Consider the following 11,506-nt stretch of genomic DNA (forward strand, 5'->3'; position numbering starts at 1 on the left):
CCACGTCGAGGAAACAGCACATCATGTCGAGCCGAGCCGTTTTCGCCGCCCTGTCGCCGGACCTGCCGAGAGAGGCTGAGGAACTCGCGGCGGTGCGCGGCGCGATCCAGGCGGTCGATCTCGGCGTGCTGCCGGAATGGGACCTCACCGACCTCTATCCGAGCATGGACGCGCCGGCCTTTCGCGAGGATCTCGACCGGGCCGAGGCCGAGAGCCGAGCCTTCGCCGAACGTTATGCGGGCCGGATTGCCGAGATCGCGGCGGGGCCGGATGCCTCGTCCGTCCTCGGCGAGGCGGTGCAGACCTTCGAGCGGATCGAGGATCTGATGGGGCGGCTGATGTCCTATGCCGGTCTCGTCTATTCCGGCGATACGACGGACGAGACCCGCGCCAAGTTCTACGGCGACACCCGCGAGCGGCTGACCACGGCCTCGGGTGACCTGCTGTTCTTCGGCCTGGAATTGAACCGCGTCGAGGATGCGGTGCTCGACGCGGCGATGGCGGACGGGCCGCTCGCCCATTACCGCCCCTGGATCGAGGATCTGCGGCGCGAGAAGCCACACCAGCTCGACGACCGCACGGAAAAGCTGTTCCTCGACAAGTCGGTGACCTCGAACGCCGCCTGGGACCGGCTGTTCAACGAGACGATCGCTTCGCTGCGCTTCTCGGTTCAGGGTGAGCGTCTGACGCTGGAGCCGACGCTCAACAAGCTCGTCGATTCGGACGGGGCGGTGCGCCAGGAGGCGGCGCAGGCGCTCGGCGAGACCCTGCGGGCGAATCTGCGCATCTTCACGCTGATCACCAACACGCTGGCCAAAGACAAGGAGATCTCCGACCGCTGGCGCGGCTTCAAGGACGTGGCCGATGCCCGCCACCTCTCGAATCGCGTCGAGCCGGAGGTCGTGGCCGCCATGGTCGAGGCCGTGCGCGCGGCCTATCCGCGGCTGTCGCACCGCTACTACCGGCTCAAGGCCAAGTGGTTCGGCGTCGAGGCGCTGCCCTATTGGGACCGCAACGCGCCGCTGCCGAAGGTCGAGCAGCGCACGATTCCCTGGGCCCAGGCCCGTGACACGGTGCTGGAGGCCTACGATGCCTTCTCGCCGGATATGGCTGGTATCGCCAGAAAGTTCTTCGACGGCGGATGGATCGATGCGCCGACCCGGCCCGGCAAGGCACCCGGCGCCTTCGCGCATCCGACCGTGCCCTCGGCTCACCCCTACGTGCTAGTGAATTACCAGGGCAAGCCGCGCGACGTGATGACTCTCGCGCACGAACTCGGCCACGGCGTGCATCAGGTGCTCGCCGCCCCCAACGGCGCGCTGATGGCGCCGACCCCGCTGACGCTGGCCGAGACCGCAAGCGTGTTCGGCGAGATGCTGACCTTCCAGCGGCTGCTGGGCCAGACCACGGACCCAACCCAGCGCCGGGCGATGCTCGCGGCCAAGGTCGAGGACATGATCAACACGGTGGTGCGCCAGATCGCGTTCTACTCGTTTGAGCGTAAGGTTCACCTCGCCCGCGCCAAGGGCGAGCTGACGGCCGAGCAGATCAACGAACTTTGGATGTCGGTGCAGTCCGAGAGCCTCGGCCCGGCGATCACCCTCGACAAGGGCTACGAGCCGTTCTGGGCCTACATTCCGCACTTCATCCACTCGCCGTTCTACGTCTACGCCTACGCGTTCGGCGATTGCCTCGTGAACTCGCTCTACGGCGTCTACGCCCGCGCCGAGCCCGGCTTCGTCGAGCGCTACTTCGCCCTGCTTTCGGCGGGTGGCTCGAAGCCCTACGGCGAGTTGCTGAAGCCGTTCGGGCTCGACGCCAGCGATCCCGGCTTCTGGCAGATCGGGCTGGGGATGATCGAGGGGATGATCGCGGAGCTGGAGTCGATGGAGGCTGCCTAGCCCACACTCTATGGGCTGGATGCCCCGTACGTGTTATACGGTCAGTACAACGCGTACGGGGTGCCCGCATGAAGCTCGAAGTCAAACGCGTCGGCAATTCGACCGGCCTCATCCTACCGAAGGAGCTCGTCGGCCGGCTCAAGCTCGAACAGGGCGATTGGCTCTACGTGACCGAGAACGCCGACGGCACGGTGCGCCTGTCACCCTACGATCCGACCTTCGAGAAGGGGATGAAGATCGCCGAGCGGGCTATGAAGACCTACCGAAATGCCCTGGCCGAGCTGGCGAAGTGAGCGAGATCATCTGGCTGACGAGCGATCTCGTCCAGGCCATTCACGCCCATCAACTCAAGCTTTTCGGCGGACCGCCCGGCATACGCGATCCGGGAGCTTTGGAATCGGCCTTGGGGCGCCCAATCAATCGGGCCGGCTATGGGGAGCCTGATCTGGCAGAACTGGCAGCCGCCTACGCTTTTGGAATCGCCAAGAACCACCCGTTCATCGACGGCAACAAGCGCGCCGCGTTGCTGGCGCTCATCACCTTCCTCGGCCTGAACGACATAGATTTCATCGTCGACGAGGCGGAGGCCGTCGTAATGATCCGTGGTCTCGCCGCCGGCGAGATCGATGAATCCGGCCTGACCCGCTGGATTCGCGATAACTGGCCGAAAGCGTAGCGCGGCCCGCGGCGCGCCGTCCCAGCGCCCTGGGCGCGAGACCGGGCAGCGCCTATCTCCGGTCAAGTCACGATAGGAATCGATCCGAATCCATGGCCGAGACCGACCGCGAAGCCAACCGCTTCACCGCCCGCGCGAGCCGCTACGCCAGCGTCGGCGCCAATGTTGGAGGGGTGGCCGCGCGGATGGCGGCGGCGCGCCTGTTCGGCGGCAAGGATGGTGTGAGCCTGAACAACGCGGCGGCTCTGGCCCAGGCGCTCGGTGGTCTTAAGGGGCCGATCATGAAGGTGGCGCAGTTGCTCGCCACCGTGCCGGACCTGCTGCCGCCGGAATACGCGGCCGAACTGCAGAAGCTTCAGGCCGACGCGCCACCGATGGGCGCGGCCTTCGTCAAGCGCCGGATGATGGCCGAACTCGGCGCCGACTGGCAGAGCCGCTTCGGCAGCTTCGATCTCAAGCCGGCCGCCGCGGCCTCGCTCGGGCAGGTCCACCGCGCTCAGTCACGCGACGGCGCGCCGCTCGCCTGCAAGCTCCAGTATCCCGACATGCAATCGGCGGTCGAGGCGGACCTCAAGCAGCTTCAGGTCGCCTTCGCGCTCCACCGGCGCATGAATTCCTGGCTCGACACCTCCGAGATCGCCAAGGAAATCGGCGCGCGGGTGCGCGAGGAACTCGATTACGGTCGCGAGGCCAAGCACGCGGCCCTCTATGGCGACGTGCTCAAGGACATCGATTCCGTGCGGGTGCCTGCGGTGCATTCCGATCTGTCGACGAAGCGGCTTCTCACCCTCGGCTGGCTCGACGGCGAGAAGATCCTGAACTTCACGCAGAGCCCGATCGAGATCCGCAACCGACTCGCCCAGGCGATGTTCCGGGCTTGGTGGCATCCCTTCAGCCGCGCTGCCGTGATCCATGGCGATCCGCATCTCGGCAATTACACCGTCTTCTCCGAGGGCGGAGAAGCGCAGGGCATCAACCTGCTTGATTACGGCTGCGTGCGCATCTTCCATCCCCGCTTCGTCGGCGGTGTGGTCGATCTCTACCGCGGCCTGCTGGAAGACGATCGCGCGCGGGTTGTCCACGCCTACGAAGTCTGGGGCTTTAAGAAGCTCGACAACGAAACCATCGACATCCTCAACATCTGGGCCCGCTTCATCTACGGCCCGCTGCTGGAGGATCGCACCCGCACCGTCGCCGACGGGATCGATCCGGGTGCCTACGGACGGCGCGAGGCGTTTTCCGTGCATCAGGCGCTGAAGGAGAAGGGCCCGGTCACAGTTCCGCAGGAATTCGTGTTCATGGATCGGGCCGCGGTCGGGCTCGGCGCGGTCTTCCTGCACCTGCGCTCCGAACTGAATTACCACCAACTATTCGAAGCCGAGATCGAGCGCTTCTCGCTCGACACGCTTTCCGAGCGGCAGGGGGCGGCGCTGGCCGCGGTCGGATTGCCCGATCCGGTGTGACAAAAGCCGGCTCACGACATGTGTACCTGAGCGTCAAGCTGATTGCTCGCGGATAAGCGTTGCGCTAAATCCGCGCGTGACAAGCAAAACGATACCAGGGAACGGGCGCGCAATGGCGGACACGAAGACCCTCACCGGCCTGCACTACAGCCCGGCGATGGACGAGAAGACCCACGAGCAGACCTATCGGGGCTTCGTCCGCTTCGTCGAAATCGGTACCGTCACGGTGTTGTGCTGGGTGACGGCTCTCGCCATCGGCGGCGTGAACGAAGCGTGGGTGACCGCGATCATCGGCGTGCTGGTCTCATGGGTGGCCGCGGCCGTCGGTGCCTTCGTCCCCGCCATCGGCTGGAAGGCCCAAGCCTTCGTTTTCGCCGCACTCCTCGCGATTCTCTTCCTCAGCTGAGGATCGAGACTTCCGGGCCGACCCCTCGCGTCGGCCCTTTCCAGATCTGAACTTCCCAGCAAGCTCGGATACCGGCACGCCGAAAGGCGGCTGTAAGAACGGGAGCAACTGATGCGTATTGCCGTCTTGACGGAGACGGACCCGATAGAACCACGGGTCGCGGCCGTCCCAGAAACGGTCAAGAAGTTCATAGGTCTGGGGTCCGATGTCGTCGTGCAATCGGGGGCCGGCGCCAAGGCCGGCGTTCCCGATGGCGAGTACGAAGCCGCCGGCGCCAAGATCGCCGGGAGCGCCGATGAGGCTCTCTCCGGCGCCGACCTCGTCCTGAAGGTCCGCCGTCCCAACGCCGAGGAACTGGGCAAGATCCAGAAGGGCGCCACGGTCATCGCGATCATGGACCCCTACGGGCACGAGGACGAGCTGAAGGCCGCCGCCGAGGCGGGCGTCAACACCTTCGCCATGGAGCTGATGCCTCGCATCACCCGCGCGCAGGTGATGGACGTCCTCTCCTCGCAGGCGAACCTCGCCGGCTACCGCGCCGTGGTCGATGGCGCCGCCGAGTACGGCCGCTCCCTGCCGATGATGATGACCGCCGCCGGTACCGTTCCGGCCGCGCGCATCTTCATCATGGGCGTCGGCGTCGCCGGCCTCCAGGCTATCGCCACCGCCCGCCGCATGGGTGCCGTGGTGACCGCCACCGACGTGCGGCCCGCCACCAAGGAACAGGTCGAATCGCTGGGCGCCAAGTTCGTCGCCGTCGAGGACGACGAGTTCAAGCAGGCCGAGACCTCCGGCGGTTACGCCAAGGAGATGTCGGCCGAGTACCAGAAGAAGCAGGCGGAGCTGGTCAAGGGCCACATCGCCAAGCAGGACATCGTCATCACCACGGCGCTGATCCCCGGCCGGCCCGCGCCGAAGCTTGTCTCCGAGGAGATGGTCGCTTCGATGAAGCCCGGTTCGGTGCTCGTCGACCTCGCGGTCGAGCGCGGCGGCAACGTCGCCGGCGCCAAGGCGGGTGAGATCGTCACCGTCGGCAACGGCGTGAAGATCGTCGGCCACGTCAACGTGCCGGGCCGCCTCGCAGCCACGGCGTCGAGCCTCTACGCCCGCAACCTCTACGCCTTCGTCGAGACCCTGATCGACAAGGAGTCGAAGGCGCTGGCGGTGCAGTGGGACGACGAACTCGTCAAGGCCACCAATCTGACCCGCGACGGTCAGGTGGTCCACCCCAACTTTCAGCCCAAAGCCTGATCGGTCGCGGAGGATCTCACCATGGCAACCCCCCTTCCGCCCGTCTCACCTGCAGAGCAGGCCCAGGCCGCTGCCTCGGCCGCGCGCGCCGCGGCTGACATCGCCCATCAGAACGCCGCCCAGGCGCAGTCGATTGCCGACTCGCTCGGGCACGGCATCGCCGCCGCCACCCATGGCGCCGTCGATCCCACGGTGTTCCAGCTCGCGATCTTCGTGCTCGCGATCTTCGTCGGCTACTACGTTGTCTGGTCGGTGACCCCGGCCCTGCACACGCCGCTGATGTCGGTGACCAACGCGATCTCGTCGGTCATCATCGTCGGCGCGCTCCTGGCGGCCGGTGTGCCGCTCATCGAGAAGGGCACCGGCTGGGCCCGCTTCTTCGGCTTCATCGGTATCGTCCTCGCCTCCGTGAACATTTTCGGCGGCTTCCTCGTGACCCAGCGCATGCTCGGCATGTACAAGAAGAAGGCCTGAGGCGATGTCGGAAAACGTCTCATCCCTTCTCTACATCGTCGCCGGCGTCCTGTTCATCATGGCGCTGCGGGGGCTCTCGCACCCCACCACATCGCGACAGGGTAACCTGTACGGCATGATCGGCATGGCGCTCGCCGTGCTCACGACCCTGGTCGGCCATCCGCCGGCGGGACTCGGCGCCTGGATCCTGGTGCTGCTCGGCCTCGGGATCGGTGGCGGCGCCGGCGCCGTGATCGCCAAGCGGGTGCCGATGACGGCGATGCCGCAGCTCGTCGCCGCCTTCCACTCGCTCGTCGGCCTCGCCGCCGTGGCCGGTGCGGCAGCGACGCTCTACGCGCCCCAGGCGGTCGGCATCCTCGAGAACGGCCACATCCACAAGGAGTCGCTGTTCGAGATGGCGCTGGGCGCGGCAATCGGCGCGATCACCTTCACCGGTTCGGTCATCGCCTTCGCCAAGCTCGACGGGCGCATGTCCGGCAAGCCGATCATGCTGCCGCAGCGGCACGCCATCAACATCGCGCTGGGTATCGCCCTGGTGGTGCTGATCGCCGTGTTCATCGGCAACGAGAGCAAGCTGGTCTTCTGGCTGATCGTGCTCCTGTCGTTCACCCTCGGCGGGCTGCTCATCATCCCGATCGGCGGCGCGGACATGCCCGTCGTCGTCTCGATGCTGAACTCCTACTCGGGCTGGGCGGCGGCCGGCATCGGCTTCACCCTGGGCAACCTCGCGCTCATCATCACGGGTTCGCTGGTCGGCTCCTCGGGTGCGATCCTGTCCTACATCATGTGTAAGGCGATGAACCGGTCGTTCATCTCGGTCATCCTCGGCGGCTTCGGCGGTGATTCCGCCGCGGCGGCCGGTGGCGGCCAGGTCGAGACGCGCCCCGTCAAGCAGGGCTCGGCCGACGACGCGGCCTACATCATGAAGAACGCCGAGCGTGTCATCATCGTGCCGGGCTACGGCATGGCGGTCGCCCAGGCTCAGCACAGCCTTCGCGAGATGGTGGACCTGCTGAAGAAGGAAGGCGTGGAGGTGAAGTACGCCATCCACCCGGTGGCGGGCCGCATGCCGGGGCACATGAACGTGCTCCTGGCCGAAGCCAACGTGCCCTACGACGAGGTGTTCGAGCTGGAAGACATCAACGGCGAGTTCCCGCAGGCCGACGTGGCCTTCGTGATCGGCGCCAACGACGTCACCAACCCGGCCGCCAAGACCGACAAGGCCTCGCCGATCTACGGCATGCCGATCCTCGACGTGGAGAAGGCCAAGACCGTCCTCTTCATCAAGCGCGGCATGGGCTCGGGCTATGCCGGCGTCGAGAACGAGGTGTTCTTCCGCGACAACACGATGATGCTGTTCGGAGACGCCAAGAAGGTCGTCGACTCGATCGTCAAGAACCTCTGACCCGTCCAAACGACGGGCAGCGCGGCGGGGCGGGCGAGCAATCGTCCGCCCCGCTGTCGTTTGCGGGGCGCAGTCTTCGGCCGCGGAAACGACTATGGTCGCCCGCGTGACCGCCGCCATGCTCATCGATCCGTCCTCGGACCTCCCGCGTCCGTTCCTCGACGTCACCGCCTCGGCGCTCGGGCGGCCGTGGCGCGAGCGCTGCGGCGATCCCGGCCTCCAAGCGCTCGCCGTGACGATGACGCAGGCCTATGGACTGCCCGATCTGCTCGCGCGCGTCCTCGTCGGGCGCGGTGTGCGGCCGGCGGAGGCGGACGCCTACCTCGCCCCGCGTCTGCGCGACCTGATGCCGGATCCGTCGGTGCTCGTGGATATGGAAGCGGCGGTCGAGCGGCTTGCCTATGCCGTACGCGCCCGGGAAACGGTGGCGATCTTCGGCGATTACGACGTCGACGGCGCGTCGAGCGCAGCCCTGCTCGCCGACTATCTCCGGGCGCTCGGCGTGCCGGTGCGCATCCATATCCCCGACCGCATCACGGAAGGGTATGGCCCCAATGTCGGCGCCGTCACGACCCTGCGGGAGGAGGGCGCGGGACTGCTCGTCTGCGTCGATTGCGGCACCGCCGGCCACGAGCCGCTGGCCGCGGCCGCGGCGCTGGGCCTCGACGTGATCGTGCTCGACCACCACGGCGCGCCGGAGGAACTTCCGCAGACGCGGGCCCTGGTCAATCCGAACCGTCTCGATGACCTGTCCGGCCTCGGCCATCTCTGCGCGGCGGGCGTGGTCTTCATGACCCTCGTCGCGCTCGCCCGCCGGCTGCGGCGGGACGGCGTCTTCGCAACATCCGCCGAGCCGCGCCTCACCGACTTCCTCGATCTCGTGGCGCTTGCCACCGTCGCCGACGTGGTGCCGCTCACCGGTCTCAACCGGGCCTTCGTCGTCCAGGGACTCGCGGTGATGCGCGGGCGCGGGCGTCCGGGATTGGCGGCGCTGCTCGACGCAGCCGGGCTGAGCGAACCGCCGGAAGCGTGGCATCTCGGCTTTCTCGTCGGGCCACGCATCAATGCCGGTGGGCGGATCGGCGATGCCGGTCTCGGCGCGCGGCTGCTCACCACCGCCGACCCGATGGAGGCCCGTCGCATCGCCGACGAACTCGATCGGCTCAACCGCGAGCGGCAGGCCATCGAGGCGCAGGCGGTCGCCGAGGCCGAGGCGGAGATGGATGCCCACCTCACACGCGATCCGGACCGTCCGGTCCTGATCGCCGCCTCGCCCGAATGGCATCCCGGCATCGTCGGCCTCATCGCCGCCCGGCTCAAGGAGCGGTTCGGCCGGCCGGCCTTCGCCTTCGCGGTCAAGCCCGATGGCAGCGCCGTCGGCTCCGGCCGTTCGGTCGTCGGTGCGGATCTCGGCGGTGCCGTGCGCAGCGCGGTCGAGGCGGGGCTCGCGGTCAAAGGCGGTGGGCATGCCATGGCCGCGGGCGTGACCCTCCCGCCCGGAGGCCTCGCCGCCTTCGGGGAGAGCCTCACCCACGATCTCGTCGAGACCGTCGGTCGGGCCCGTGCCGCCGAGGCGCTGCTGATCGACGGAACCGTGAGTGCCGGAGGCGCAACCGCCGAGCTGGTGCGCCTGATCCAGCGGGCCGGCCCGTTCGGGCAGGGGGCGCCCGAGCCGGTGATGGCCTTGCCCCGCCACCGCATCGTCGATGCCGGGATCGTCGGCAACGGGCATGTCCGCGCCCGCCTCGTCAGCGGTGACGGGCAAGCGGTCGGCGCGATCGCCTTCCGTGCCGCGCAGGGTCCGTTGGGCGTCGCCCTGCTTGGCGGGATCGGGCGGAGCTTCCACGTTGCGGGAACCCTGTCGTGCGACCGCTGGCGCGGGGCGGAGCGGGCCCAGGTGCGAATCTGCGACGTGGCGCCCTGTGGATAGAAATTGGGCCGGGCAGATCGGTTGACACCCGATCGCGCCCTAATCATAAGGGCCTCGCCCGCCGCGAACGACACGCGGTGACCCGGTTTGGGGGAATGTCCCGAGCGGCAAAGGGGGCGGACTGTAAATCCGCTGCGTAAGCTTCGTAGGTTCGAGTCCTACTTCCCCCACCAAACTCCACGTTGCACGATTGCAGCCGTTTATGTCGTCTGGTGCCGAGTTTGTCGGCCTGCGACGCTTACTAAAAATTACGTCTGTTTCGGCTGATCGCGGCGGCTGCAAGCGACCTGAGCGACTTCTTCGAAGCAAGCTGAAGCGCGGGCGTACTGACCTTTCGCCTTAGCCATACGCCATGATTCTGTTCACAGCTTAACGCTTTCCCGCGCAAAATTAACGTGCGTTAGTTCCGCCAGATTTTCAGAGCGCTAGGTTGTGGCGATTAGGCCAAGGAAACCCAGTGGCAAACCCGCTCGTCCGCAAGCTGGAAAACTTCATCCGCCTCACTTCCGAAGAGAAGCAGGCGTTGGAGAAGATTGCTCAGCCGACACGAAGACTCGGACCGCGTGAGGACGTGGTTCGTGATGGCGACTGGCCGCGTCACGTCAACGTCGTGCTCGAAGGCTGGGCCTGCCGCTACAAGCAGCTCGAGGACGGGCGCCGTCAGGTCATCTCGATCTTCCTGCCCGGCGATCTCTGCGATCCGCATGTCTTCGTTCTGCGGAAGATGGACCACTCGCTCGGCACGCTGACCTCGGTGGTGCTCGCCGAGATTTCGGAAACCGCCATACGGGAGCTCGCCCAGCAATTCCCGCGCGTGGCGGAGGCGTTGTGGTGGGAAATGCTCGTGACGGCCGCGATTCAGCGCGAATGGACCGTCAGCCTCGGTCAGCGGCTGGCGACCGAGCGGCTCGGGCATCTGTTCTGCGAACTGTTCCTACGCCTGCGCGCCGTCGGACTGACGAACGACACGAGTTGCGAATTCCCGATAACCCAGGCCGATCTCGGGGATGCGATGGGGCTTTCGACCGTCCACATCAATCGCACCCTCAAAGAATTGCGGGCGGCGGGCTTGATCCGCCTCCGTGGTCGACAATTGACGATACCAGACTTTTCGGCACTCCAAGCCACTTCGCTCTTCGACCCGGCTTATCTGCATTACGAGCGCAATCCATTGAATACGGATGAGGATTAAAGATCGGCCGTTGGCCGATTCATCTCAACGAGGTCAGCGAACGGCTAAGTCATGAACCAGGATCCGCGCGACGCACGTATTGAGGAGCTGGAGGCCGAGAATCGGCGCCTGCGCCGCTTCCTCGATGAGACGGGCTTGCCCGCGGAGCTGCGCCACAAGGTGCGCAACACGCTGTCCATGCTGCGGGCGATCATCCGTCGCTCCGCCGAGACCAGCGACTCGGTGGAGACCTATGTCGCCCATCTCGATGGGCGGCTCGACGCGCTCGCCCACGTGCTCAATGCGCTGATGCGCAGCGTACCCGAAGGGATCACCCTGCATTCCCTCGTCGCGGACGAGTTGCTGGTCCATCTCGCGCGCGAGGGTGAGCAGGTCGCGATTTCCGGTCCGAGCCTCCTTCTGCGCCCAGGTGCAGCGGAGGTGCTGGCCATGGCCATCCACGAACTGGCCGTGAACGCCGTCGAGCACGGCGCCCTGACCGTGCCGCAGGGCCGTATCCACGTGAGCTGGACGCTGTCGCCGCCGACCGAGCCGTCCGGAACTCGCCCGCAATTGACCTTCGTCTGGGAAGAAAGCGGTCTCGCGAACCTCCCGCCGGTGCCGTCTCACTGCGGCTTCGGCACGGAGGTGCTCACACGCAGCCTTCGTTATGAATTGAAGGCCGAGACGACCCTCACGTTCGAGCCGCAGGGACTGCGCTGCACGATCAGCCTGCCGCTGCCCACTCAGATCACTGTGGTCGAAGACGAAGAGTAGCACCGCGTCCGCGAACGCGTTGCGGGTCGCGTCGACCGGCCCGAACTGCGGC

At 66.7% G+C, this 11,506-nt stretch carries 11 protein-coding genes and 1 tRNA gene; all 12 read left to right on the forward strand.

The window, feature by feature from the left end:
• The first annotated feature begins 23 nt into the window (after window positions 1-23).
• The 12 genes from MSPGM_RS13760 (at window position 24) to MSPGM_RS13815 (ending at window position 11,454) form a co-directional block, all read left to right on the forward strand.
• On the forward strand, window positions 24-1,901 hold the full coding sequence (locus tag MSPGM_RS13760) for a M3 family oligoendopeptidase (protein ID WP_004446448.1): 1,878 nt from the start codon (window positions 24-26) through the stop codon (window positions 1,899-1,901).
• A 68-nt stretch (window positions 1,902-1,969) separates the two neighbouring features.
• Entirely contained in the window at window positions 1,970-2,194 is a 225-nt protein-coding gene (locus tag MSPGM_RS13765) for an AbrB/MazE/SpoVT family DNA-binding domain-containing protein (RefSeq protein WP_004446449.1), read from the forward strand.
• Complete coding sequence (locus MSPGM_RS13770) at window positions 2,191-2,577, forward strand: type II toxin-antitoxin system death-on-curing family toxin (RefSeq protein WP_012753132.1); 387 nt, start codon at window positions 2,191-2,193, stop codon at window positions 2,575-2,577. The genes MSPGM_RS13765 and MSPGM_RS13770 overlap by 4 nt, the downstream gene beginning before the upstream one ends.
• Before the next feature lie 92 nt (window positions 2,578-2,669).
• A complete protein-coding gene (locus tag MSPGM_RS13775; protein ID WP_004446451.1) occupies window positions 2,670-4,040 on the forward strand; it encodes an ABC1 kinase family protein in 1,371 nt (456 codons plus the stop codon).
• Window positions 4,041-4,152: 112 nt separating this feature from the next.
• A complete protein-coding gene (locus MSPGM_RS13780) occupies window positions 4,153-4,446 on the forward strand; it encodes an aa3-type cytochrome c oxidase subunit IV (protein ID WP_261925673.1) in 294 nt (97 codons plus the stop codon).
• Between the two features lie 111 nt (window positions 4,447-4,557).
• A complete protein-coding gene (locus MSPGM_RS13785; RefSeq protein ID WP_004446453.1) occupies window positions 4,558-5,697 on the forward strand; it encodes a Re/Si-specific NAD(P)(+) transhydrogenase subunit alpha in 1,140 nt (379 codons plus the stop codon).
• A gap of 21 nt (window positions 5,698-5,718) precedes the next feature.
• The gene (locus tag MSPGM_RS13790; protein WP_004446455.1) at window positions 5,719-6,171 is read left to right on the forward strand and encodes a proton-translocating transhydrogenase family protein; all 453 of its coding nucleotides are present in this window, start codon (window positions 5,719-5,721) and stop codon (window positions 6,169-6,171) included.
• A 4-nt stretch (window positions 6,172-6,175) separates the two neighbouring features.
• On the forward strand, window positions 6,176-7,576 hold the full coding sequence (locus MSPGM_RS13795; RefSeq protein ID WP_004446456.1) for an NAD(P)(+) transhydrogenase (Re/Si-specific) subunit beta: 1,401 nt from the start codon (window positions 6,176-6,178) through the stop codon (window positions 7,574-7,576).
• 94 nt (window positions 7,577-7,670) lie between these two features.
• The gene (recJ, locus tag MSPGM_RS13800) at window positions 7,671-9,506 is read left to right on the forward strand and encodes a single-stranded-DNA-specific exonuclease RecJ (protein WP_004446458.1); all 1,836 of its coding nucleotides are present in this window, start codon (window positions 7,671-7,673) and stop codon (window positions 9,504-9,506) included.
• Window positions 9,507-9,595: 89 nt separating this feature from the next.
• Window positions 9,596-9,679 (forward strand) — tRNA-Tyr (locus tag MSPGM_RS13805).
• Between the two features lie 284 nt (window positions 9,680-9,963).
• On the forward strand, window positions 9,964-10,698 hold the full coding sequence (locus MSPGM_RS13810; protein WP_004446461.1) for a Crp/Fnr family transcriptional regulator: 735 nt from the start codon (window positions 9,964-9,966) through the stop codon (window positions 10,696-10,698).
• A 51-nt stretch (window positions 10,699-10,749) separates the two neighbouring features.
• Window positions 10,750-11,454 (forward strand): sensor histidine kinase, encoded by a 705-nt coding sequence (locus MSPGM_RS13815; protein ID WP_012254125.1) that lies wholly within the window; start codon window positions 10,750-10,752, stop codon window positions 11,452-11,454.
• The last annotated feature ends 52 nt before the right edge of the window (window positions 11,455-11,506 follow it).

It is taken from the genome of Methylorubrum sp. GM97 (genome assembly GCF_024347855.1).
In the GTDB taxonomy this organism is placed as follows: domain Bacteria; phylum Pseudomonadota; class Alphaproteobacteria; order Rhizobiales; family Beijerinckiaceae; genus Methylobacterium; species Methylobacterium extorquens.

Coding starts and splice junctions, on each gene's coding strand:
- MSPGM_RS13790 (WP_004446455.1), top strand. CDS start 5,719: ATGGCAACCCCCCTTCCGCCCGTCTCACCTGCAGAGCAGGCCCAGGCC.
- MSPGM_RS13785 (WP_004446453.1), top strand. CDS start 4,558: ATGCGTATTGCCGTCTTGACGGAGACGGACCCGATAGAACCACGGGTC.
- MSPGM_RS13795 (WP_004446456.1), top strand. CDS start 6,176: ATGTCGGAAAACGTCTCATCCCTTCTCTACATCGTCGCCGGCGTCCTG.
- MSPGM_RS13815 (WP_012254125.1), top strand. CDS start 10,750: ATGAACCAGGATCCGCGCGACGCACGTATTGAGGAGCTGGAGGCCGAG.
- recJ (WP_004446458.1), top strand. CDS start 7,671: ATGGTCGCCCGCGTGACCGCCGCCATGCTCATCGATCCGTCCTCGGAC.
- MSPGM_RS13780 (WP_261925673.1), top strand. CDS start 4,153: ATGGCGGACACGAAGACCCTCACCGGCCTGCACTACAGCCCGGCGATG.
- MSPGM_RS13765 (WP_004446449.1), top strand. CDS start 1,970: ATGAAGCTCGAAGTCAAACGCGTCGGCAATTCGACCGGCCTCATCCTA.
- MSPGM_RS13760 (WP_004446448.1), top strand. CDS start 24: ATGTCGAGCCGAGCCGTTTTCGCCGCCCTGTCGCCGGACCTGCCGAGA.
- MSPGM_RS13775 (WP_004446451.1), top strand. CDS start 2,670: ATGGCCGAGACCGACCGCGAAGCCAACCGCTTCACCGCCCGCGCGAGC.